The 22197-nt window shown below is 59.6% G+C and carries 24 protein-coding genes; 13 read left to right on the forward strand and 11 right to left on the reverse strand.

Annotated elements, in window-relative coordinates; translation table 11 throughout:
* Positions 1-192 precede the first annotated feature (192 nt).
* Positions 193-717 (forward strand): Hsp20/alpha crystallin family protein, encoded by a 525-nt coding sequence (locus VFG26_RS07680; RefSeq protein WP_325023918.1) that lies wholly within the window; start codon positions 193-195, stop codon positions 715-717.
* Between the two features lie 98 nt (positions 718-815).
* On the opposite strand, the gene VFG26_RS07685 is transcribed toward VFG26_RS07680, so the two are convergent.
* Positions 816-1532, reverse strand: coding sequence for a DUF2092 domain-containing protein (locus VFG26_RS07685; protein WP_325023920.1), 717 nt, complete (start codon positions 1530-1532; stop codon positions 816-818).
* Positions 1533-1807: 275 nt separating this feature from the next.
* Here VFG26_RS07685 and VFG26_RS07690 point away from each other — a divergent pair, with 275 nt between their 5' ends.
* The 3 genes from VFG26_RS07690 to VFG26_RS07700 are packed head-to-tail and all read left to right on the forward strand — an operon-like array spanning position 1808 to position 3803.
* Positions 1808-2950 (forward strand): FUSC family protein, encoded by a 1143-nt coding sequence (locus tag VFG26_RS07690; RefSeq protein WP_325023922.1) that lies wholly within the window; start codon positions 1808-1810, stop codon positions 2948-2950.
* Between the two features lie 27 nt (positions 2951-2977).
* Positions 2978-3370, forward strand: coding sequence for a fluoride efflux transporter CrcB (crcB, locus tag VFG26_RS07695; protein ID WP_325023924.1), 393 nt, complete (start codon positions 2978-2980; stop codon positions 3368-3370).
* 13 nt (positions 3371-3383) lie between these two features.
* The gene (locus VFG26_RS07700) at positions 3384-3803 is read left to right on the forward strand and encodes a CrcB family protein (protein WP_325023926.1); all 420 of its coding nucleotides are present in this window, start codon (positions 3384-3386) and stop codon (positions 3801-3803) included.
* Between the two features lie 19 nt (positions 3804-3822).
* Here the strand turns inward: VFG26_RS07700 and VFG26_RS07705 are convergent, their stop codons facing one another.
* From VFG26_RS07705 to VFG26_RS07750, 10 genes are all read right to left on the reverse strand, one after another.
* Positions 3823-4911 (reverse strand): hypothetical protein, encoded by a 1089-nt coding sequence (locus tag VFG26_RS07705; protein ID WP_325023928.1) that lies wholly within the window; start codon positions 4909-4911, stop codon positions 3823-3825.
* Between the two features lie 52 nt (positions 4912-4963).
* The gene (gene yut, locus VFG26_RS07710) at positions 4964-6013 is read right to left on the reverse strand and encodes an urea transporter (protein ID WP_325023930.1); all 1050 of its coding nucleotides are present in this window, start codon (positions 6011-6013) and stop codon (positions 4964-4966) included.
* Positions 6014-6022: 9 nt separating this feature from the next.
* Positions 6023-6928 (reverse strand): urease accessory protein UreD, encoded by a 906-nt coding sequence (locus VFG26_RS07715; RefSeq protein WP_325023932.1) that lies wholly within the window; start codon positions 6926-6928, stop codon positions 6023-6025.
* Positions 6928-7566, reverse strand: coding sequence for an urease accessory protein UreG (ureG, locus tag VFG26_RS07720; protein WP_325023934.1), 639 nt, complete (start codon positions 7564-7566; stop codon positions 6928-6930). The genes VFG26_RS07715 and ureG overlap by 1 nt, the downstream gene beginning before the upstream one ends.
* A gap of 13 nt (positions 7567-7579) precedes the next feature.
* Positions 7580-8323 carry an urease accessory protein UreF gene (locus tag VFG26_RS07725; protein ID WP_325024278.1) on the reverse strand — a complete coding sequence of 248 codons (744 nt, stop codon included), beginning with the start codon at positions 8321-8323 and terminating at the stop codon, positions 7580-7582.
* Positions 8283-8933, reverse strand: coding sequence for an urease accessory protein UreE (ureE, locus tag VFG26_RS07730; RefSeq protein WP_325023936.1), 651 nt, complete (start codon positions 8931-8933; stop codon positions 8283-8285). Before ureE ends, VFG26_RS07725 begins: the two co-directional genes overlap by 41 nt.
* A 30-nt stretch (positions 8934-8963) precedes the next feature.
* Positions 8964-10682: an urease subunit alpha gene (locus VFG26_RS07735; protein WP_325023938.1), complete on the reverse strand. Its 1719-nt coding sequence runs from the start codon at positions 10680-10682 to the stop codon at positions 8964-8966.
* A gap of 59 nt (positions 10683-10741) precedes the next feature.
* Entirely contained in the window at positions 10742-11263 is a 522-nt protein-coding gene (locus VFG26_RS07740) for an urease subunit beta (protein WP_325023939.1), read from the reverse strand.
* A 107-nt stretch (positions 11264-11370) separates the two neighbouring features.
* Positions 11371-11673 carry an urease subunit gamma gene (locus VFG26_RS07745; protein WP_325023941.1) on the reverse strand — a complete coding sequence of 101 codons (303 nt, stop codon included), beginning with the start codon at positions 11671-11673 and terminating at the stop codon, positions 11371-11373.
* A gap of 320 nt (positions 11674-11993) precedes the next feature.
* Positions 11994-13133 carry a HoxN/HupN/NixA family nickel/cobalt transporter gene (locus tag VFG26_RS07750; protein ID WP_325023943.1) on the reverse strand — a complete coding sequence of 380 codons (1140 nt, stop codon included), beginning with the start codon at positions 13131-13133 and terminating at the stop codon, positions 11994-11996.
* Positions 13134-13651: 518 nt separating this feature from the next.
* On the opposite strand from VFG26_RS07750, the gene VFG26_RS07755 reads away from it, so the two are divergent.
* From VFG26_RS07755 to VFG26_RS07795, 9 genes are all read left to right on the forward strand, one after another.
* Positions 13652-14905, forward strand: coding sequence for a M20 family metallo-hydrolase (locus tag VFG26_RS07755; RefSeq protein ID WP_325023945.1), 1254 nt, complete (start codon positions 13652-13654; stop codon positions 14903-14905).
* A 327-nt stretch (positions 14906-15232) separates the two neighbouring features.
* A complete protein-coding gene (locus VFG26_RS07760) occupies positions 15233-15796 on the forward strand; it encodes an NAD(P)H oxidoreductase (protein ID WP_325023947.1) in 564 nt (187 codons plus the stop codon).
* Positions 15797-15897: 101 nt separating this feature from the next.
* Entirely contained in the window at positions 15898-17184 is a 1287-nt protein-coding gene (locus VFG26_RS07765) for an FAD-dependent oxidoreductase (protein ID WP_325023948.1), read from the forward strand.
* Between the two features lie 65 nt (positions 17185-17249).
* On the forward strand, positions 17250-18146 hold the full coding sequence (locus tag VFG26_RS07770) for an ABC transporter permease (protein WP_325023950.1): 897 nt from the start codon (positions 17250-17252) through the stop codon (positions 18144-18146).
* Positions 18146-18976: an ABC transporter permease gene (locus tag VFG26_RS07775; protein WP_325023952.1), complete on the forward strand. Its 831-nt coding sequence runs from the start codon at positions 18146-18148 to the stop codon at positions 18974-18976. The genes VFG26_RS07770 and VFG26_RS07775 overlap by 1 nt, the downstream gene beginning before the upstream one ends.
* A 24-nt stretch (positions 18977-19000) precedes the next feature.
* Positions 19001-20065, forward strand: coding sequence for an ABC transporter substrate-binding protein (locus VFG26_RS07780; protein WP_325023954.1), 1065 nt, complete (start codon positions 19001-19003; stop codon positions 20063-20065).
* A 63-nt stretch (positions 20066-20128) separates the two neighbouring features.
* Positions 20129-20755, forward strand: a complete 627-nt coding sequence (locus tag VFG26_RS07785) for a cupin domain-containing protein (protein ID WP_325023956.1) — start codon at positions 20129-20131, stop codon at positions 20753-20755.
* Positions 20745-21830 carry an ABC transporter ATP-binding protein gene (locus tag VFG26_RS07790; protein ID WP_325023958.1) on the forward strand — a complete coding sequence of 362 codons (1086 nt, stop codon included), beginning with the start codon at positions 20745-20747 and terminating at the stop codon, positions 21828-21830. The genes VFG26_RS07785 and VFG26_RS07790 overlap by 11 nt, the downstream gene beginning before the upstream one ends.
* Positions 21831-21976: 146 nt before the next feature.
* Positions 21977-22189, forward strand: a complete 213-nt coding sequence (locus VFG26_RS07795; protein ID WP_325023960.1) for a hypothetical protein — start codon at positions 21977-21979, stop codon at positions 22187-22189.
* Positions 22190-22197 lie beyond the last annotated feature (8 nt).

Here is a 22197-nt window from a genome sequence, read left to right on the forward strand (position 1 = left end):
GGACAAATCTCTAGGTTTTCTTCATCGGACTTAAACGCGCTTGGCAAAGACTTAGGCCGCAACAGGACGTGCTCACGGCGAGCCGGCGGCCTAGTCGAACAGTCAAGTGCGATGCCAACCTTGGAGCCTCGCTGCCGTGATGGGGGAGAAAACGAGGGAGCCGTTCAAGAAGTCTAGATAAGGAACGCACCCATGAAACTGAGACCGCTAGTTCCCTCAACGCAGCAAGGCGGCGGCGAAGTTCGCTCCGGCGCCATGCTCTTTGGGCCTTTGCACCGCGAAATCGACCGCCTGTTCGATGACTTCGCACGGGTGCTTCCGTCGCACGCGGCGATGCCCATGAACCTGCTGCCCAGCATCGATGTGGCCGAAAGTGATCAGGAAATCGATGTTTCGGTGGAGATGCCCGGTTTGGAACGCCGCGACGTCGACATCTCGCTTGAAGATAATGTGCTGACAATCCGCGGGGAGAAAAAGCTCGAAGCCAATCGCGAGAAGAAGAACGTGTTCGTCCGCGAGCGGGCCTATGGGAATTTCCTTCGCACGATCGAGTTGCCGGCAGGCATCGACAGTTCGAAGATCAGCGCGACGATGTCGGACGGCGTGCTGCGCATAACGATTCCGAAGCCCGCGAGCACAGAAGCAAAGAAAATCGAAGTGAAGGAAGGCAAAGGCGGCAAGGGTGGCCAACAGTCCGAGCCTTCCCAGTCCCACTAACTCCCATTGACGCGTTCCGGATTCCGGATGAAAGCCTCGCCCGTCCCGGCGAGGCTTTCATTTGCGAGCCTGTCCTCATTGGTTCGATTTTTGCCCCTTCAATCAGGACCTGCGAGGAGTGTGCCGACATCCACGCGTTTGCTTCCTGCGGGCGCCGAAAATTTGAACGTGGCCGCGTCGATTTTCGGCGCTTTCTTCCAGGTGAATTCGTTGACCTGTACCGTTCCGGCCGGACCGTTCACGTCACTGCTCACGAGTTTGCACGGCAGATTTGGCGCTGCTTTTTCAACCCAAACATCCCATTTCTCTACTTGCGTCACGACCGCAAAGCGATCGCATTGGCGGCCATTCACGGATTCGCTGCCGGCGGCCGTTATCTTCACGCCACCGCCCAAAACTGCCTGATCGAGCGCCGCTAGGAAATCGAAGATGCGCGACTGAAACGACATCAAGCCTGCGATGAAGGTCATGTTGCCGATCACCGAGGCGCGAGCCGCGGTGTCCGCATAGTCATTGCTGCGCGCGTTATAGATTGTGAGCAACGTTCCATCGGAGACATACTGGTATGTGTTGCCGCTGCTTTTGAACGAAACCCGCAAGAGATTCGGAAGCTTGGTGAGAAAATCGGCTGTTCCTTGCGATTTCGTATCCAGAACACTGCTGGAGGCGCGAAACGTGGTTTGGAAATCCATCTCGGGTTGGGTTTCCATGTAGCTTCGAAGTGCCCTCAGCTGTGGCGGCAAGACCGAGGCCGGATCCGTGCCCGAAGATGGATTGCCGGCATCCTGTTGGGCCAGAGCCGGCACGGCGGCCACAACGAACAACAGATAAATTAGCGCGCGAGAAAACATACAAAATCCCCTTATTCCATACGCGTGCGGGATGCTGCTCCGTCCAGCGATGCTCGGCTATTTGAATCATGATGCCCGTCAACATCGCTTAGCTTTTGATTTTCCCCGCGCGACTTCTGAGCTTGTCGTCAACGCGACGTAAAAAATTCATATCAACACCCACGCATGGATCCAGAGGGAACGGGGCCAGACGTCCGCGATTGACCGGTGGGAGCTTCGTGTCCCGCTTGGAGGGAAACATGCTTTCCCCAAAGGCGCTTTTGCCTACCTCCGACGCCTGGAAAGCCGGTTTGCGCTTCGCGGTGGCTGGTGGGTTGGCGTACGCGGTCGCAGAATACTTCGAGCTCGCGGAAGGCTTTTGGGCAGTTGTAACGGCGATCATTCTCATTCAGCAGCCGCGCATCGGCGGCACTGTCCAAGCTAGTGTCGATCGCGTCATCGGAACGATTGCTGGCGCTGTGGTCGGTTTCATCATCGCGTCGCTGACGCCATCAACCACGCTCGGCACCGCGGTTGCGCTTACGCTTTCGGTGGGTGTTCTCGGCGTGCTGTCGTCCCGCGTTCAAAGCTTCCGGGTCGCGCCTATCACCGCAGCGATCGTCATCCTCAGTCCTTCCAGTCACGCCGTGGCCTGGATCTCAGCCTTGCATCGCGTCATCGAAATCATGGTCGGTTGCGTGATCGGCCTAGCGGTCTCGCTCCTCGTCGCTCCGACGCGATCCGACTCCAGCATGCGCGAGGAGTCTAGCCATGCACTGGCGCTGCTTGCGCGCCTCATCAGCCTTGCGCTCGACAAGCAGGAGGGAAAGCCGGCGGACGCAGAAATTGCGAAGCTGAGCAAGGAACTCGACACGTCCTTCCGCGACATCGCCAAGATCGGCAAGGAAGTGCACGAGGAAGAAGCCAGCCATTTTTCGAGGACCGGCCTCGATCCGATCTGTCTCAGGCTGGGGCTGCTTGATTTGCAAACGGCCGTCTTCGTTCTTCTCAGCTTGGCGCGGAAGCCATGGCCGGACTCGATCCGTGATGTGATGGCCGGTCCGACGCGGGCGGTGGCCGATGCCATCTGCGACTACATGCTGGCGCTCGGCTCCTCGCTGACGGCTGCTCAACCCTCGCCCCCCAAAGACGAGATGAACACGGCATTTGTGGCGTTCTCCTCATCGGCAGCTGCCGGTGTCGAAACATGGCACACGGCGAGAGACAGCGCTCAGCTTAGCAAGAGTTCAAAAGATGCCCTGGCTGATCCGCCAGCTCTCGATGGAACGGCGCCTAGTTACATTTCCAACGTCTCGTTTGCATTGGAGCAGCTTCGCTACGCTCTGGATAAGCTCGCCGAATGCACCGACGGAACTTCCACGGGAGCAAACCGGACGCAATGACGGTTCAAGGCTCGAAGGAGCTCCGAAATGAGAGCCTTAGATGTGGTGTGGGTTGGGCTCGGAGGCGGGATCGGATCTCTGCTGCGCTGGTGGGCCGGGCACGTCACCGGCCAGCATTATCATCCTAGCCGCTTTCCGCTCGGTACGTTCATTGTCAACATCACCGGTGCCTTCCTCATCGGATATCTGTCCGAACTGTTCCTAGTCGATTGGCGTGACCGATATGGAACGCCGCTTCAAGCGGGCGTTCTGACGGGCTTTCTTGGCGGCTACACCACCTTCAGCAGCATGGAACTCGACGCCGCCAAACTCAGCAATGCCGGCCGAACCGGCTATGCTTGGTTTTATCTCATTTTCTCGGTCGTGGTTGGCTTGGCCGCAGCTTGGCTGGGCGTCGCTCTGGCGCGGCTGCAGCACTAGGCAAGGATAGACGATGCTCAACATCATCATTCTCGTCTTCGTCGGCGGCGCCATGGGTGCCATGCTCCGCGAATTCCTGATGCTGTCGGTTCCCAAGATCGAGGGGTTTCCGCTCGACATTCTGGTGGCAAACGTTGTGGCGGCATTCCTGCTCGGCTGGGTCACGGCCTTGTACAAGCGCAACATTTTGAGCGGCGACGTCAACACGCTTGCGGGCACGGGCATCATGGGCGGATTGTCGACATTCTCAAGCATGGTGTATGGCCCGATGGTGATGCTTGGCACCGGCCAGACGCGGGATATCTGGACCGCGATCATCTACCTGCTCGCAAGTATCATCCTCGGCTATATCGCCGTCATCATCGGCTTGAAGCTCGGCGGCAGCGACATGCCTCAGCCGCCGGTGCCCATGCCCCGCAGGGACGGCGCGTGACATCGGGATCGTTCGATCTTCAGACGGTCGGCACCGTCTTGCCGCTGACATCGCTGCGTGGGTGCGGGAGAATCCAAGGTTCATCGACGGGCATAAGCGTCGAATTTGCGATGACGCGAACGCTCGGCTCGAACTCGCCGCGAAAGCTCAGAAATCGCGACCGGCATTGTTCCTTGTCGCTCAACACCGGCAGACCCATTTTGACGAGACCGTCGTAAAGCGTGTCGAAGTTCGCAACGACGTTGGGATCGACGCTGTGGCCTGCAACGGCGTCGGGCGTGTCTCTCGGATTGAGTTCCTGCGCGATGCTCTTGAGGCAGATGGTGCCGATCGTCCGGCAAATGCGCGCAGACTCCGTATCCTTCTCATCGAGACATGCGACGAGCAGCGAGGCGGAATCAAGCACAGCGGCGGAAGCGCCGAGCCAACTCGCGCCATGATAGATAGAGGGCACATAGGCCAGAACCGGCACGATGGAATGCGTTTCGTAGACGCCGCGGAACCAGTGTTCCCAGGTCTCCCAGACGCTATTTGCATTCTTCAACCGGCCCGCGCGGTGCAGCGCATCCAGCAGGCTTGACGTCGTCGGACGACTGCCTGTGCGCGCATAGAGCCAGCCCACCTTCCGCTCGCGCACTTGAACGGCGGTCTGATAGCCCGGCACGAATGTGAACAGGAGAATGACGACCGCGAGGCCAATTCCGGCTTCGAAAACCGCGAGATATTGGCCGAACAACATCGGCGGAGTCTTGTAGCCAAGCGTACTCAGAGCAGAGCCGCTGGAGCTGAAGCTTTCGGGCCAACCCCGTTCCAGCCGGAATCCCCAGAGAATGAAGGCGAACGAGAGCTGGACGATCACAAACCAGCTTACGACGGCGACGAACAGAAAGATCGGCAGCACCCATGCCTGCAGCCGCTGTATATGCCCGTAATCCCTTTCGCCGCCGATGAGCCAATGGACAAAGGACACTGCAGTGGAGCGCGCGAACAGTTCAACGAAGTCGTGTTCGCGCCGGTTGATCAGCATCACCCTGACGATCGAATGGAAATAATAAAATACTCCGACCGCTCCGAGGATGACGGCAGCTGAGCGGACTAATGTATCCATTGAGTCCTCCTGGGCGCGATACAGAACGCAATCACACCCAACGAGCTGATGTTCATAGCGCCGGCCGGTTCTGGGTCACAGGATGCTCGTGATGTTCGCCCACGATTCCACCCCTGATCTGCGTATGGGGCTCCGGCCTCAGGTTGACCCGCGGCAATAGGAAAAGCCAGGTCGCGAAGTTGAAAGGCCCCGTGAAGGTTGGAATGCCCAGGGGCGAAAGGCCGGCGTCCAACGCGGCCTGAACGATGACGGTAAAGACAATGCCAAGCAGCGCATACAGCGTCACGCGCCAGGAGGGCGTGAGGAAGACGCAGCCCAGACCCACCGCGGTCAACACGGGGCTGAACCCATAAAGGCCGTTGAAAACGGAGTGCGGATCCGCGCCGAAGATAATAGCCGTGATGATCGCGACGGCGGAACCGACGAGGGCGAAGACGGCTGCGTACCAGGAATTGAGCAGCAGCCCTATGACGACCAGCACACCGCTCACCGCGTTATTTATCAAGAAAACTTGAGCGGGCCCTTTGAACAAGGCCTCGATGTAATCCATGGCCGATCCCTTCAGTGCCGGGAAGGTGCCCTGATGGGCAAAAGCGGGTGCGGCCAATGTCGTGATGTGCAGATGTTGGAACTGATAGGCGCTGAGCATCAAAAACCAGGTCGTGAGTACGAAGGGAAACGTCATTGCCGACAGCCCCCAGGTCTTCATCACGTTCGAGACGGCGAGGAACACGACGGTAACAATCGCTGCGCCCAGAATGAGCAAGAGCCACATCGCCCAGTTGTTTCCCAGGAACGTCGGCACCGCAGCGCCGACAAGTATCCCGTTGAATCCGAAGAGGCCCTCGCGCAGAGATTCCTGATTCGAGCGCAGGACGATGGCTGTGGCCGTCGCGATCATCGTGGCTATCGTCGCGCCGACCGCCACCTCGATCTGGCCGGCGACGGCGGCGCCCCACCAAATGCCGAGGAGGAAAAACAGTCCGGTCAGCGGACTGTTCTGAAAAATGACCTGACCCGCCCCACGCAAACACTCATCAATGAATAGAACGGCGGGGCTGCGGTTCGCCATTCGGTCCCAAGCGCTCGCTGCGTCGCTCATGCTTCACCTTTACGCCCAGAGGAAACGATCAGGCGCGGGGACGCCGACGACTTCTTTGCGAACGCGCGACCAGAAACTACGCATTACCGCGTTGACTGGAGCGGATTCCATGCCGAGCACCTTGAAGACGATCCCCGCATCATTGGGCAGGCGGCTGGCTCCGGCTGCCAAGCGCTCTGTCTTGTCGAAGGCTGGCTCTATTGCCTCGAGCAACCGGTCCGCATGCGCCTTTGGCGTCAGCACGATCGCGTTGCCGAATACGTCAAACGATCCCATCGCGCCCAAGCGCGAAACGCCCGTGCGATAGGGCTCGACCAGAAATTTCTCGGTGAAGAGCGAGGTGCCGTCGGGATAGGCCGCATGTACGGTTGACGAAAAGACGTCGTACTGGAACCGCTCGCTCAAATGGTATTTGCGTCCCGCCATCAGCACTTCGGAATAGATCAGCGTGGCCGTGGGATCGATGCAGATTTCGGTGCGCTGAATAAAGCGCGAATGCTTGTGCGGGATGATGGGGTGCAGGATGTATTCCAGGTAGGCCCCCGGACCGAGCTTCAAGTTCTGCGTTTGCGCCGCGTAGTTGGCGTCCATCTCATGAATGCGGGTTGCTGCCTGCGTGGTGACGTGCGCTGCAGTGCCGGGCGCAAGATCGATGTCTATCAAATAGCGATCGCCCTGCAGGATGCCGCCCGAATTGGACATAATCGACACGCACGGAAGCGCCGGCATCTCCTCGTCCCAATAGAGCGCTTGGTGGACGATGAGCGGGGCGCGGCGATGGATTGTGGCCAATACGGTGCGGTCCGGCCGCGGCTCAAAGCCTAAGCGCGCTAGCCCGGTCTTGCCGAACGAGCCGCTGCGAAGCTGCTTTGGCTCATCCTGATAATCCGCCAGCTCTCGCGCATGTTCGTACATCAAGCGAGCTGCTTCTGATCGTTCATGTCGAATAGAACATTTTCGCGGATCAATTCGACGAGGCCGGGAATGCCTTCATTCGTCTTGCAGTTCGTAAAGACGAACGGCTTCGTTCCGCGCATCATGCGCGAGTCATCCTCCATGACCTGCAAGCTCGCGCCGACGTGCGGCGCCAGATCGGTCTTGTTGATGATGAGAATGTCGGAATGGGCGATGCCGGGGCCATTCTTGCGTGGGATCTTGTCGCCGGCCGCGACGTCGATCACGTAGATGAAGAAGTCGACAAGGGCAGGACTGAACGTAAGGGTGAGGTTATCGCCGCCGCTCTCGATCAGCACGATATCGGAATCGGGGAACTTGGCTTCCATCTCTTCGACGGCAGCGATGTTCATGCTGGGATCTTCGCGTACGGCCGTATGCGGGCATCCTCCGGTTTCGACGCCGATGATGCGCTCTTCCAGCAGAACGCCGCGCAGCGTCCGCTGAACGTGCTTGGCGTCCTCCGTGGTGACGACATCATTGGTGATGACGAGCACGCGGCTTCCCAATTCGACCAGGGCTGGCGTGATCGCTTCGATGATTGCGGTTTTGCCGGAGCCGACAGGGCCGCCGATGCCGATGCGGGGGATTTTCTTCATCTCTCCTGCTCCATTAATTCATGAACATGCGCACGTGGCCCTTCACGTGGACGGCAGCGAGGATGTCCACCATGGGCAGGAAGCTGGCCATGTCGTTCAGCTCGGCGCTTGCGACTTCTTCGTACGCCGGCGCCACCGTGCCGGTCGCATCGAGAAGAATCTTCTGCGTATCGACGAACGAGAGGCGCATCAGCCGTAGGGCTGCGCCCAAGATGGTCGTCGCGATGCCGTATTGCTGGACGCCGAATGCATCTCGGGCGTCGACGCCAACGGCGGCAAGTGCGATCGCCAAGCTGACGGGATGCGTGCCGGGTGTCTGCCCCCGCTTAATGAGGCTCATCCACGCATGATTGACGCCATCCATCATGATGGCATCCGCAAGCTCCGTCAGCTTGCGGCCCATGCGCACCGTCATGAGACGCGTCTCTTCGTTGAGCTTGCGTTCGAAGGTTGCGCGATCGATCTCAATCAGCGCGTCCCGGTCCTTCTTCTTGGCGGCACGATGCGCGCAGAGCAAAGCAACGCCATCGGATGTCGCCGATTGATGCATGACCGTGAGGACGAACTCACGCAGGCTTTCGGCGTCGCAGACGATGTTCTGCTGAATGGCCGACTCAAGGCCGTTCGAGAAGGAGAAGGCGCCTACGGGGAGCGCGGAATCTCCGAACTGAAGCAGATGCAGAACTTCCGGCAAGCGCCGATACGAATCCGTCAAATCAGTGATTGTGGACGTGTCGTTGCTCGCGATGATGGTCATGGCCGTCATGGTGACCTACCTCATGCTCGTGCTCATGCTCATGTTCGTGTTGGTGCTCGTGGCCATGTGAGTGGCTGGCCTCGCTCGCGCCTCCGAAGAGCCGGCGGGATTCGTGGGGCGCCATGTAGGGAATAACTTCAGAGCCCGGCATGAACGCGTAGCTGATGCCCGGAAGCGCATGTGTCTTCATTACCGATGCCATGACCTTGCGATCGACAGTGAGGGGCACGAAAACGCGTGTGCCTTTCACGACGGCGGGCCAGTGCTGATTGCCGAGCGCGTGCCCGAGCTCAAACATCGTGCGCGCCACTAGTTCAAGCGGCTCTTCCATTACGGCGGTCAGGTCGACCACCATGACGTCCTTTAGATTGATGCGCGCGATCACCGCTCGCTGATCCTGCTCGTTCCAGAGGAGGATGTCGCCGTCATGGAGATGCGTATTGCGATCGAGCGAGAGCGCGAGTTCCACGTGGTTTTCAGTTGCTTTCCGCAGCCGGCTCTTCTGCGCTTCCCACTGGTCGAGCACGAGCCAGTCGATCGCTGCATTTCGCAAGCGGGCAGCCCAATCGGGTTCGCTCGCATTGCCGATGGTGCTTTCGATAATGATCATGATCTTCTCCGCTCCGGCGGGCATTACCGCTCAGGAGAAAAAATATGTCTGGTTGAACGCGATCGTCCGCGGTGGTTCGACGGTTATATGTTCGTCGTCGATCATCACTGCGAAGGTTTGGGGATTGACCCAGATGTTGGGCAGATAACTGTTGCGCACCATGTGCCTTTTTCCGAGCACGCGCGTGCCTTCGACAGGTATGATATGACGTCTCAGATCGTATTTTTTCGCGATGTCTTGGTCATATGCGGCGCGGGAAACGAACGTGATGCACGTTTCTTGAACCGCGGTGCCGGACGCGCCGAACATTGGCCGGTAGTAGCACGGCTGGGGCGTTGGCAACGAGGCGTTGGGATCGCCCATGTTGGCCCAAGCGACGAAGCCACCTTTCAGGACGAGCTTCGGCTTGGCGGCGAAGAAGGCCGGCTCCCATAGAACAAGATCAGCGATCTTTCCGGTTTCGACAGAACCGATCACGCTCGCAAGGCCGTTCGTCAAAGCGGGGTTGATCGTGACCTTCGCGATGTAGCGGAGCACACGAAAGTTATCGTTGTCAGCGGAATCTTCAGGCAGCTTGCCACGCGCCTTCTTCATTGCATCGGCCGTCTGGAAACTGCGCAGGAAAGACTCGCCGATGCGGCCCATCGCCTGGGAGTCGCTGCCGATCATGGAGATCGCGCCCAAGTCGTGAAGGACGCTCTCGGCGGCGATCGTCTCCGCCCGGACACGGCTTTCCGCGAAGGATACGTCGGATGGAATCTTAGGGTTCAGGTTGTGACAGACCATGATCATGTCGAAGAGTTCGGCGACCGAGTTGACGCCGCATGGAAGCGTCGGGTTTGTCGAACTCGGCAGAACGTTGCTTTGGCCGACCACCTTCAGCAGATCGGGCGCATGCCCACCACCGGCGCCCTCACTATGGTAGGTGTGGATCGTGCGGCCGTTGAAAGCGGCGATGCTGTCTTCGACGTAGCCGGACTCGTTGAGCGTATCCGTGTGCACTGCGACAGGCACGTCGTAGTCGTCGGCAACTTCCAGGCACGCGCGAATTGCAGACGGCGTCGAGCCATAGTCTTCGTGGACTTTGAACGCGGCCGCGCCGCCCAGGAGCTGCTCGATGAGGGGGTCCTTGCCTGAGCAATTGCCCTTGCCGCTCAGTCCGAAATTGATCGGCAAGTTCTCGATGGCGCGCAGCATCATCTCGAGATTTCTCGGACCGTTGGTGGTGGTGACGCCGTTCGTTCCGTCGGTCGGACCGATGCCGCCGCCCCACAAGGTCGTGATGCCGTTCGATAGCGCGGCATAGACTTGCTGCGGCGAAATATAATGGACGTGGGTGTCAATGCCTCCTGCCGTGAGGATGAGGTGTTCTCCGGATATGGCATCCGTCGCCGTTCCGGTGACAAGTCCCGGTGAGACGCCCTGCATCGTCGAGGGATTGCCAGCCTTGCCGATGCCTGCGATGTGGCCGTCACGTATTCCAACGTCGGCTTTCACCACGCCGAGCATGGCATCGATGATGGTGACATTCGTAATGACGAGGTCGAGACATCCGGCTTCCTGCGTCAGGAAGTTATTCGATCCCATGCCATCGCGCAGGGTTTTGCCGCCGCCATACTGGATCTCGTCACCGTAGACTCGCAGATCCTGCTCGATCTCGACGAAGAGATCCGAATTGGCGAGGCGGATCTTATCGCCGACCGTTGGACCGTAAAGATCAGCGTATTGCTGGCGGGATATTTGCGTCATTTGTCCACCTGAATGGCGTGAGCGATGCCTGTCGCAGAGACTTGCGCGACGAGAAGATTCTATTTGCGCGTCTTGTCGGGCTTGTCCGATTTGTCCGGCTTGTCGGACCCTTTCTCGCCTTCGAATTTGAAGCCGAGCTCATGGGCTTTTCTGACTGCTTCATCCTTGTTCGGCCGGTAGTCCGGGTTCGGGCCATCGCCGGTCCAGCCGTCGACAAGATTGTTGAAGCCATAGGCAAACTGCTTGCCTGCAAAGGGGACGAGGGTGACTTCCTTTTCATCGCCAGCTTCAAAGCGGATCGCGGTGTTCGCGGGGATGTCGAGACGCAGACCGAAGGCAGCGGGACGGTCAAACTCGAGATAGCGGTTGGTCTCAAAAAAGTGGAAGTGCGAGCCAACTTGAATCGGGCGGTCACCCGTATTGCGAACCTTCAATTTCGTCCGAGGCCGATTGTCATTAATCGTGATGGGGTCGCTTGCGAGGACATAGCCCCCGAGAGGGAGAACAGATTTGCGAGTGACCTGCGTTTGTTCTGGCGGGAGATGACCCGGCGTCTGCTGTTTACTCGGGGTTTTGGCCACTGCTGCCTCCTAGGCGAACTTGGAAATGCGAAGCGAACGCGAGGTGCTGATTGCGCGATGGGCGCCCGTGCCTATTTTTGCCGGCTACAATTTAGGTGGGCCGCAATTCAAGTGATGGGACGATGCAAACTGACGAGCCGGCTGCCGTCCGTGAACGTCGCCTCGACCTGGATGAACGGAAGAAGCCCGGGCACGCCCTCCATGACGTCATCGGCTTTCAGGACGGTGCGCGCATTGTCCATGATCTCTTCGACGGTTTTGCCTTCGCGGGCGCCTTCGAGGACCCAGGAGCAAAGCACGGCGACGGCCTCCGGGTGATTCAACTTCAGGCCCTTCGCTTTGCGCTTCAGAGCAATCTCCGCAACCATGTGAATGACGAGCTTGTCGAACTCTCGGGGCGTGAAGTGCATGTTGGAAGCCTCCAGTCCGATTTTGACTTCTGCTTTCCCGTCTCAAATGAGGAAGCTCACCAAGGCATCGGCTCTGCGGAAAATCAAAATCGCCTTTGCATCAAATGAAGTGTGCTTATGGAATTTCCAAAATGTCTTGCGTAAGAGAAGCAGCAGACGAAGTGCGGACACCGAAGCTCAATGGGAGCGCGCTGATCTCACAACATTCCAGGCAGGCCAGCGTTTCTGGCGTTCGTAATATTTTTTTGTCTTCCGCCTAATTCAAACGGCTTCGTTAGGCTGCCGTTACTGACGGCCCAAAGTGAACGGTTCGGCCAAACTCACTCATCGTGCGCGCGTCGACTGCCGGAGGGGTGGCCGCCAGCCGCAGAAACACTCTCTCCCACCTGCGAATCCAGTTCGTCGTATCCCATCATGCGATACACAAAGGTGGAGATGATCCAGCTCGCAACGAATATGCCGACAACGACAAAGCCGAAGCTGGTGAGATTTTCAGTCAGATCTCCAGCGATGCGCCATAGGCCCTGATCAAAGCCCAACTTCTCACCGATCAATCCAATCGCCTCTATTCCGCCGATGAAGATTGCGACGACAACGGAAGCCGCTGTGATCGTCAGATTGTACCAAAGCTTGCGCATCGGTTTGACGAATGCCCAACCGTAAGCCCTCGTCATCAGAACGCTGTCGGTTGCGTCCATTAGCGACATGCCCGCGGTGAAGAGTGCAGGGAACACGAGGATCGTCCAAATGGACATCCCTTGCATGGCCTGAGCTCCGGATATGGCGAGCAAGCCGATTTCAGTCGCCGTGTCGAAGCCCAAGCCAAACAGAAATCCGATTGGATACATTTGCCAGGAATGCGAAACGACGCGAAACAATGGCCGGAAGATTCGCGCGAGAATGCCCTGCCCTTCGAGCAGCGTATCGAGATCTTCGTCAACGATCTTCTCTCCGCGCTTAGCGCGCGTGAATGCACCCCAGACGTTCTTCAGGATGAAGAGGTTGATTATGCCGATGATCAGCAAGAAAACTGCTGAAACCGAGGTGCCGATGACACCACCGATGGTGTGAAACTGTTCGAAGCCGCTTTGCAGCGCCGCGGCGGTAAAAGCGACGAAGATGGTGGCGAGAATGACAATTGTCGAATGGCCAAGAGAGAAGAAAAAGCCGACGGAATACGGTTCTTTGCCATCCTGAATGAGCTTGCGGACGACGTTGTCGATGGCCGCTATGTGGTCGGCGTCGAAGGCATGCCGCAATCCGAAGACATAGGCTAGCAGCGCCGTGCCGAGGAGAGCCGGCCGTTCCGAGAAAGCAGCGAACGCCCAGGCCCATGCGCCTATATTGGCGGCGATCAAGATCGCGTACAAGCCGCCCACTTTGGCATACGCGCGGAAGGGACGGTCATCGAACGGATTTGCAAAGGCAGCCCGGATAATGCCGTGATGCGCGCGAGCCATGAACAAATGCCCTTGAGACTGGCCTCTACCCTCGCGGTCATCAAGCGAGCAAACCATGAATATCCCATCTATAGAATGGGTCGAAATGGGCCTTCCAGTGAGCGCTCCCAACATCCGCATAGTGCGCAAAATTTGGCGCTACCTTGCGCGGCAATCAAAGTGGATGATCTCTCCGTCGATGAGTTTGGTTGGCGCGCGCCGAGCCCGACCACCTCGCACCTCCCGCAAGGCCGGCCGGCCCAAGTTCAAGCTTGGCTTACGTCTGAAACGGAGGACGCTCTTTTGAGAGGACACGCCTGCGAGGGTGGCGCGCACCGTTTCGCCGGGCGACGCTATCGCAGCTGGGCCTCATCCTCCGGCTGGCACTGAGCCGACGGCTCGCCCATTGCAGGTTGCATCTCCCGCTCTCCTTCGGCGCAGAGGCAAGAGACAGTCTCCCTCCCGGACTGCGGGTATTTTTCCCAATTGTGCCACAGCGATTTGCAGCTAGTGTCGGCCGTCAAATCACTGGAAATCGCATGCCAACCAATCTCAGCATCAATTCACGACGCCTGTGGGACAGCCTGATGGAGACCGCCCGGTTCGGCGGTACTGAAAAGGGCGGAATTCGACGGCTCGCCCTTTCCGATGAGGACCGGCAGGTCCGCGACTGGTTCAAAGCTCAATGCGAAGCGCTCGGCTGCACCGTGCGTATCGACGAGGTCGGCAACATGTTCGCCGTCCGGCCAGGTCGCAACAACAGCCTTCCGCCCATTGCCATGGGTTCGCACCTCGACACCCAGCCGACGGGCGGCAAGTTCGACGGCATACTCGGCGTGCTTGGTGCGCTCGAAGTGCTGCGCACGCTCCACGAGCAGGACTATGAGACCCACGCGCCGATCGAGGCCGTCAATTGGACGAACGAGGAAGGCTCGCGCTTTCCTCCGGCCATGATGGCATCGGGTGTTTTCGCGGGAGCGTTTCCGCCGGAATACATCTACCAGCAGGCGGACCGCGAAGGCGTCACGTTTCTGGAAGAGCTGGAACGCATCGGTTATCGCGGCACGATGAAGGCCGGCGACCATACGTTCTCAGGCATGTTCGAGCTTCACATCGAACAGGGTCCCATCCTCGAAAACGAGAAGAAGATGATCGGCGTCGTCACCGGTGTGCAGGGCATGCGCTGGTACGAGGTGACGGTCACGGGCGTCGATGCGCATACCGGGGCTACGCCGATGTACCTGCGCAAGAACGCGCTGGTCGGCGCGGCGCGCATCATCGAGGCGGTGGACGCCATCGGGCAGAAGCATCAGCCGGGCGTCGCGACCGTGGGCCTTATCGAGAACAAGCCGAACAGCCGCAACGTGGTGCCCGGCGAGGTCTTCTTTACCATCGACCTGCGGCACCCCGATGAAGATGCTCTCGACCTTATGGAATCGGAGTTGCGCGCTGCGTTGGAGGCAAACCTCCCTCCCCTGCAGCTGACTTATGAGGAAAAGCGCATCTGGTCATCGCCTGCGGTGAAGTTCGCGCCGGAGCTGATCGATTGCGTGCGCCACGCTGCGGCCAAATCGAACTTTGCGATGCGCGACATGGTCTCGGGAGCGGGACACGATGCGGCTTACATCGCCCGCGTCGCCCCGACGACAATGATCTTCGTACCGTGCGAAGGCGGTCTCAGCCATAATGAGGCGGAATCGACGAGCTTCGATGAATGCGCTGCGGGCGCGCAGGTGCTTCTCGACGCCGTTCTCGCCTATGACGAACTACTGGCCGGGCAAACGGCAAAATGACAAGCGCGGGCCTTTCGGTCCGCGCTCTCCAGCGTTCGGCAATGTGAGCGCGCCTCGCGCTCTCCCCAAAACATGCAAGCCTTGCCGCATCCTTCGACCGGATGAACTGATTGACGGAGTCCGCTCCGGGGCCGGCCTCTTCATCGTGCTGGTCGCTGAAGCGCTGGATCGGCGAACAGTCGTTCACACTGAAAGAAGGCGACAGCTTCAGCTTTCCCTCAACCACACCTCAGCGCCCGCAACCGCTGCACGGTCGAGGCCGTTGTAGTCTGGGCGAGAGCGCCGCCATCTTACTGATGCGCCAAGGTGTTCGAAGGGACGACACGCATGAGAATTCTTCTCGTTGTTGCGCATCCGCGTGCAAACTCACTGACCCATGCCGTGGCCCGAGCATTTGCAGACGCGGCAAAGGCCAATGGGCACGAGATCGAAATTGCCGATCTCATGGCAGAATCCTTCGACCCGGTTATGCGAGAACCCGACGAGCCGGATCCGAATAACCCGAAGAAGATCTATTCGTCAGAAGTTCAGAACGAGATGGCGCGCGTCGAGCGCAATGAGGCCACCGTGATGGTCTTTCCCGTCTGGTGGTGGTCCATGCCGGCGCTGCTCAAAGGCTGGATCGATCGCGTATGGAACAACGGATGGGCCTACGGCGGGAGCAAGTATCCCCACAACCGTGCGTGGATGTTGGCGGTCGCGGGTGCCTCGGCGGAAGATTACAAGAAACGCCATTACGAGGAAGCCGTGCGCACGCAGTTGGAAACCGGCATTCTCGGCTACTGCGGCATACCTGAGACACGCGTCGAACTGCTGTACGGGTCGCTGGAAGAGGAGCCAGGCCCCGCGGCCCTTATCGAAACCGCGGGGCGCCTCGGCTCAGAATTCTGACCGCGCGATCAGCTGCGCCCATATGGGGCGCCTATCCTCCCCGCTTTACAAACTTTCACATTAGTGAAAATCTGCCCGCCTCTTCATTTTGAGGGCGAGCGATGGTTGAGGGCTACCAAGCCAAGTCCGCGTGGGCAGATCCTACGTTTGCGCCGCTTGCGTCCGATGCTCTCAAATCCAGCGAACATGTCGACCTCGCCATCGTTGGCGGCGGAATTCTTGGGCTTTCTTCCGCTCTTCATGCGGCGCGGCGCGGACTTTCGGTGCGCGTGCTGGACGCTGCCCAGATCGGAGATCGTGCGTCTGGACTGAACGGCGGGCAGGTCATTCCGGGGCTCAAGTACGATCCGGATTGGCTTTTGCAGCACTTCGGGCAGAAGCGCGGCGAGGCTCTCGTGCGGTTTGCTTCATCGGTTGCCGATGACGTATTCGATCTCATCGTGCGGGAGAAGCTTGACGTTCCGCATCAGCGGAATGGATGGATCCAAGCGGCGCATTCGGAAGCTGCGGTGCGGACGGCCGAGCAGCGGGCGAAACAGTGGATCGCGCGCGGCGTACCGGCCAAAGTCCTGAGCACGGCGGAAGTCACACGTCTCACCGGCGCGCGCGGTTATCTCGGCGGCTGGCTCGATCCTCGCGCGGGCGCAATTCAACCTCTGGCCTATACACGCGAGCTGGCCAGGATCGCCATCGAAGCGGGCGCCTGCATCGCCCAGAACACGCGGGTTACCTCCATAAGACGCACAAACGGCGCATGGATAGTGAACGCCGTGGATGGACGCTCCATGAGCGCCCGCGGCGTCATCGTCGCCACGAACGCGTACGCGGATGATCTTATCCCGGGCCTCGCGCGGACGCTGCTGCCGCTGCATTCGTTCCAGATCGCGACGGCGCCACTTTCCAAGGATCTCCTTTCGCAGATCTTGCCGGAAGATCAGGTCGTCTCGGACTCGCGGCGTATCCTCGTCTATTTCCGCAAGGGGCCGGATGGCCGAATGCTGCTTGGCGGCCGGGGATCGATGGCCGAACCCGTAAGCTCAGACGCATGGGCACATCTCGAGCACGCCCTGAAGCGGCTCTATCCGGCGCTTGAGGGCGTCACGATCGAAAAGCGCTGGTTTGGCCGCGTGGCGTTGACGCTCGACCATCTTCCGCACGTGCACGAACCGGAGCCCGGATTGCTGGTCGCCGCAGGATGTCAGGGCCGCGGCGTCGGCTTGATGACTGCGCTCGGCCCTCGCCTCGTCGACTATTTCGTTTCGAAAGATCCGGATCTTATCCCGTTTCCGCTGACGCCGATCCGGCCCATTCCATTTCACGCTTTTCGCAACATCGGCATTGGCGCCGCCATTGCCTGGTATCGCCTCATCGACATGCTCGAAAGATAGGCCGTCTAAGGATTGACTTTTTCTGGATTGTGAAAAAGTATCTCGTAAATTCAGGAACGGCACCGATGAACGTTTCGACTGAAAAGCTCTCGGCGCACCCGGTGGCATCTGAACGCCAGCGCCGGCTTTTCTTCATCGGAATGTCATTACCCGGGGCGCTGGCCACCTCCGTACTCGTCCTGTTTGCACTCGGCGTCGTGCTTTTTTTGGGTCTTCGCACGAATGATGGTTCGCTGCTCGGCGGCGCCTATACATTGGGCAATCTGCAAGCCGCGCTGACGGATCCTCTCTACGCGACGGTGATCATCCGTTCGCTCGCCATCGCCGGGTTCGTCACGCTGGCGACGGTCGTCACGGCTTATCCGGTCGCCTACTATCTGGCATTTCATGCCGGCAAGCATCGCGGGCTACTACTCTTCATCGTGACGCTGCCCTTCTGGACGAGCTATCTCCTGCGCGTTTTCGCCTGGAAGGTCGTGCTCGCCTACAACGGCGTCTTGAACTCGGCCCTGCTGACGACCGGCATCACGTCGGAACCGATACTTGCGTTCCTCAACACTCCGGCTGCCGTGGTCGTAACGCTCGCGCACGCCTATGCGGCATTCGCGATTCTGCCCATCTATGTCGCGCTCGAGAACGTGCCGAAATCGCTTATCGAAGCCGCCGAGGATCTGGGCGCGCGTCCGATCTCGATCTTTCGCAAAATCATCCTGCCGATCTCGATGCCGGGTGTCATGGCGGCGGCGCTTGTGGTGTTCGTGCCGACCGTCGGCGACTACGTCACGCCGGCGCTCGTCGGCGGGCCGAACAGTACGATGATCGGCTCGATGATCCAGGCGCAATTCGGCAAAGCCAACGACTGGCCGTTTGGCGCTGCGCTTTCGGTGATCGTCATGGTTGTCATCCTTGCCGTCGTCGTGGCCGCGCGGCTTGCCGACAAGCGCTTCGGGAGCAGAACGTGATGCAGGCGGGCTCCAGCAATGGCACTTGGCTGCGGGCCTATCTCATCGCTTACGTGCTGTTCTTGTATTTGCCGATCGCGATCATTCCGCTCTTCTCATTCAACAACTCGGTCCAGGCCGCGTTTCCGCTGAGCGGCTTCACGCTCGAATGGTACGGAAGCCTGTGGGGCAATGAAAATCTGCATCGCGCCTTCAAAACGAGTTTGATCGTCGGCTTCTCCGCGGCGTTCCTCGCGACCGCGATCGGCGTCACCGTCGGCTATATGGAAGTCGCCGGTGGAAAGCGCATTTCGCAAGCGATCTCCGGCCTCTGCCGTCTGCCGATCCTGATTCCGGGAGTGATCGTCGGCATCGCGCTGTTGATCCTCGTCAACCTCGCGGGCCTCGGGCCATCGCGAACCGCGATCATACTGGGACATACGCTGGTCGCGCTGCCGACCGCCGTCGTGATCATGCGCGGGCGATTTGCTTCGCTGCCGAGGAGCTTCAGCGAGGTCGCGATGGATCTCGGCGCACATGAATGGACGACGTTCCGCCGTATCGTTCTGCCGCTCGCGGCGCCCGCCATCGCCTCGTCGTTCATGCTGTCGTTTCTGACGTCGTTCGACGAATTCATCGTCGCGTTCTTCCTGTCGGGCACCGAGCCGACGCTGCCGCTCTTCGTGTGGGGTCAGCTGCGGTTCCCCAAGCAGCTGCCGAGCGTCATGGCGCTTGGGACCTGCATCCTCGTTGCTTCGATCATCATCGCGACCGCTGCCGAACTCATCCGGCGGCGCGGTGCTTCGGGCGAACTTCCCGTCACTACACCAAGACCTCTGCCGATTTCTTGAGCGCGAACAGGGAGTAAAAAAGCTATGGACGGTTCGACGACACGCACGATGCTTCGCAGGGCCGCCGGCCTTGCGACGATTATCGCCGCACTCGCGACGCCAGTACTCGCGGCCGATAAGCTGACCTACTTCACCTGGTCCGGATATGAACTGCCGGATTTCAACAAGAGCTTCCTCGCTGCCCACCCGGATGGCGTTGAAACCTCGGTCTTCAGCGACGACGACGAAGCGTTCACGAAGGTCAAGGCGGGCTTCCATCCCGATCTCGCGCACCCCTGCTACGACAAGATCGCGCGCTGGAACAAGGAAGGCCTGCTGCAGCCGATCGATACCAAGCGCATCAAAAATTGGGACACGATCTTTCCCGTATTCAAGGACCTTCCCGACATTCAGGCGGGTGACGGCAAGGTCTGGATGGTTCCCTGGGATTGGGGCAATACGTCCATTCTCTACCGGACGGATCTCGTGAAGGATCCTGCACCGAGCTGGAATTTGCTGTGGGACAAGCAGTACAGCGGGCGCATTGCGACGATCGATGCCGTTCACGATACACCCGTCGTCGCAGCACTGCTGGCGAACGTCAGCCCGTTCGACATGTCGCCTGAGGAACTGGAAAAGGTCGCGGCGAAACTGCGCGAGCAGCGGCCGCTGCTTCGTGCCTATACGACGGACATGACCTCCGTCGAGCAATCGCTGGCGAGCGGCGAACTCGTTGCGGCGATGACGTGGAATGCGTCTGCTACCGCGCTCAAGAAGCAGGGCGTCAAGGTTGAGTTCCTGAAGCCGAAAGAAGGCATGCTGACATGGAGCTGCGGCTTCGTCATGCTGAAGGACGCCAAGAACGTCGACCGCGCTTATGACTTCATCAACAGCCGTCTGGAAGGTGCGTCGGGCAAAGAGCTGATCACGCAATATGGCTATGGCAGCGCATCCAGCGCGGCGTTCGCCCTGGTCCCGAAGGAAGAGCTCGACCGGCTTCAGCTTCCCGACGACCCCAACGTCGTTTTGAAGAACACGGTTTTCACCGGCCCGATGAAACAGAACGACGATCTCGCCAAGATGTTTGAGAAAGTCAAAGCCGGCGGCTGACCGGCACAGCCTATAATTCTGGAAATGCGATCCAACTCTGCATCTCGAAGAAAGGCAACCAACGTGGCTCGGACGAAAGTGAAGGAAGGACGCGCGGACGTCTCGGACCAGGTGCCATCGGACGCGGACATTCGTCTGGGGCGCCGCATTCGTGCGGCGCGTCTGGAACGGAAATTGGGTCTCACAGATGTTGCTCAGCGCGCCGGCATCTCGGTCGGCGCGCTGAGCCAAATCGAGCGGGGAATTTCATCTCTGCGCGTACGCGTGCTGTGGCCGCTCGCTGCGGCGCTCGGCGTCGAACCGCATACCCTTCTGGCCGAGAGCCAGGAAGATGGCGGTGACCTCTATGTGGTCCGCGCCACGCACCGGAAGGAAATTCCCGTCCGGTCCGAAGGCATTCAGAAAGAGCTTCTTTCGCCGCCGAGCTCCGTGCTCACCGGGCTTTTGGTTTCGGTCGAGCCCTCAAGCGGGACGGGCGCCTCTTATAGCCATGCCGGGTACGAATTCGGCATCATCCGCAAAGGCCAAGTCGAGTTGACCATCGATAGCATCGTTTATCTCCTCAAAACGGGCGACAGCTTTGCGTTCAAGAGCACGCTTGAGCATTCTTTCCGCAACCGCGGCAAAGAGCGTTGCGAGATCATTTGGGTGAACACAGCGAAGCCGAACGAGATCAGCAATGGCGCGTGATCCACTGTTGCGCCTCGATGCCGTCTCCAAGATTTTCGATACCGGCACGGTAGGTCTCGAGAACGTCGATCTCGATATCGGCCACGGGGAATTCGTCAGTCTTCTTGGCCCCTCGGGCTGCGGGAAGACAACCAGCTTGCGGCTGATGGCGGGCTTTGAAATGCCCACCAGCGGACGCGTTCTTCTCGATGGGCAGGACATTACCGCGCTTCGCCCTTACGACCGGCCGGTCAATACCGTCTTTCAGGATTACGCGCTTTTTCCGCACATGGATGTGGCCGAGAACGTCGGCTTTGGGCTGTCGCTGCGCAAGCTTTCCGGTGCCGACATAAAGCGCCGGGTGACGGAGGCGCTGGAACTCGTCGGGCTTGCCGACAAGATCCACGCGCGGGTTTCGATGCTTTCGGGCGGCCAGCGCCAGCGCGTGGCGCTTGCGCGCGCGCTTGTCTGTTCGCCGCGGGTGCTGCTTCTCGACGAGCCGCTGTCGGCGCTCGACGCCAATCTGCGCGAGCAGATGCAGATCGAGTTGAAACGGCTGCAGGCACGTCTCGGCACCACGTTCGTCATGGTGACCCACGATCAGACGGAGGCGCTGTCGATTTCCGATCGCATCGTGGTGATGAACCGCGGCAGGATCGAGCAGATCGCGACGCCGGCCGAACTTTACGATGCGCCAGCGACGCGCTTCGTTGCAAATTTCATCGGGACGATGAACCTGCTCGAAGGCAAGGTTCTGGAGGCCACGGCGCAAACGCATCGCATTGCGGCCGGTCCGATGACCTTCGACATAGCGCCCTGCGATCCTGGAAGGGCGCCAGCCGCGGGGGCACCTGCATTGGTTTGCATACGCCCGGAAGAGATCACCGTTTTCCCCGCCCCATCCGACGGCGCGCTTCCGGCGCAAGTCGTGTCGACGGTGTTCTACGGGCCCATGCTGCGCGTCTTCGCCGAAATCGGCGGCGGCCAGAAGCTGATGATTGATACGCCACGGCGCACTGCAGCCGCAGCTTTCGAGCCCGGCGCACTCATATATGTACGCCCGAACGCCGGCTGCGGCCGGATGCTGGAGCCTTGAAACGACGCGACGGCGGCGGCTGCGTTCTACTCAGCATGACTGCATCTTTGCGGTCACGTCCGCACACCCATGCGGCAACAACGGACGGAACGAACCCCGCCCCTTCGGAGTCGTGGGTGACGGGTTGTTAGAGAGTGGGCGCCACCATGCCGTTTCCACGTGGGGTCATAGACAGTAATCATCTCAACATCATGCAGCAGGCGATGGATCTTGCCTGCAACGAACTCGCCATTCCGAAGACGGACGCCGCGGGACGCGAACGGGTCGCTTTTCTCGTCACGGGGTTCATGCGGGCGGGCGAGCACGACCCTCAGAAGCTGACGGCCTATGTGGTCGATCAGTTCAAAGTTCCGATCTGAGGCGCGCA

Origin of the sequence: Hyphomicrobium sp., assembly GCF_035687085.1 — a bacterium.
In the GTDB taxonomy this organism is placed as follows: domain Bacteria; phylum Pseudomonadota; class Alphaproteobacteria; order Rhizobiales; family Hyphomicrobiaceae; genus Hyphomicrobium_B.

Excerpts from the sequence above, each read along its gene's own strand:
- VFG26_RS07795 (WP_325023960.1), top strand. The coding sequence starts at position 21,977 with ATGCCGTTTCCACGTGGGGTCATAGACAGTAATCATCTCAACATCATG.
- VFG26_RS07790 (WP_325023958.1), top strand. The coding sequence starts at position 20,745 with ATGGCGCGTGATCCACTGTTGCGCCTCGATGCCGTCTCCAAGATTTTC.
- VFG26_RS07780 (WP_325023954.1), top strand. The coding sequence starts at position 19,001 with ATGGACGGTTCGACGACACGCACGATGCTTCGCAGGGCCGCCGGCCTT.
- VFG26_RS07705 (WP_325023928.1), bottom strand. The coding sequence starts at position 4,911 with ATGGATACATTAGTCCGCTCAGCTGCCGTCATCCTCGGAGCGGTCGGA.
- VFG26_RS07755 (WP_325023945.1), top strand. The coding sequence starts at position 13,652 with ATGCCAACCAATCTCAGCATCAATTCACGACGCCTGTGGGACAGCCTG.
- VFG26_RS07690 (WP_325023922.1), top strand. The coding sequence starts at position 1,808 with ATGCTTTCCCCAAAGGCGCTTTTGCCTACCTCCGACGCCTGGAAAGCC.
- ureE (WP_325023936.1), bottom strand. The coding sequence starts at position 8,933 with ATGATCATTATCGAAAGCACCATCGGCAATGCGAGCGAACCCGATTGG.
- VFG26_RS07680 (WP_325023918.1), top strand. The coding sequence starts at position 193 with ATGAAACTGAGACCGCTAGTTCCCTCAACGCAGCAAGGCGGCGGCGAA.
- VFG26_RS07700 (WP_325023926.1), top strand. The coding sequence starts at position 3,384 with ATGCTCAACATCATCATTCTCGTCTTCGTCGGCGGCGCCATGGGTGCC.
- VFG26_RS07760 (WP_325023947.1), top strand. The coding sequence starts at position 15,233 with ATGAGAATTCTTCTCGTTGTTGCGCATCCGCGTGCAAACTCACTGACC.
- VFG26_RS07725 (WP_325024278.1), bottom strand. The coding sequence starts at position 8,323 with ATGACCATCATCGCGAGCAACGACACGTCCACAATCACTGATTTGACG.
- VFG26_RS07715 (WP_325023932.1), bottom strand. The coding sequence starts at position 6,928 with ATGTACGAACATGCGCGAGAGCTGGCGGATTATCAGGATGAGCCAAAG.
- VFG26_RS07770 (WP_325023950.1), top strand. The coding sequence starts at position 17,250 with ATGAACGTTTCGACTGAAAAGCTCTCGGCGCACCCGGTGGCATCTGAA.
- VFG26_RS07745 (WP_325023941.1), bottom strand. The coding sequence starts at position 11,673 with ATGCACTTCACGCCCCGAGAGTTCGACAAGCTCGTCATTCACATGGTT.
- VFG26_RS07765 (WP_325023948.1), top strand. The coding sequence starts at position 15,898 with ATGGTTGAGGGCTACCAAGCCAAGTCCGCGTGGGCAGATCCTACGTTT.
- ureG (WP_325023934.1), bottom strand. The coding sequence starts at position 7,566 with ATGAAGAAAATCCCCCGCATCGGCATCGGCGGCCCTGTCGGCTCCGGC.
- crcB (WP_325023924.1), top strand. The coding sequence starts at position 2,978 with ATGAGAGCCTTAGATGTGGTGTGGGTTGGGCTCGGAGGCGGGATCGGA.
- VFG26_RS07775 (WP_325023952.1), top strand. The coding sequence starts at position 18,146 with ATGCAGGCGGGCTCCAGCAATGGCACTTGGCTGCGGGCCTATCTCATC.
- VFG26_RS07750 (WP_325023943.1), bottom strand. The coding sequence starts at position 13,133 with ATGGCTCGCGCGCATCACGGCATTATCCGGGCTGCCTTTGCAAATCCG.
- VFG26_RS07735 (WP_325023938.1), bottom strand. The coding sequence starts at position 10,682 with ATGACGCAAATATCCCGCCAGCAATACGCTGATCTTTACGGTCCAACG.
- yut (WP_325023930.1), bottom strand. The coding sequence starts at position 6,013 with ATGAGCGACGCAGCGAGCGCTTGGGACCGAATGGCGAACCGCAGCCCC.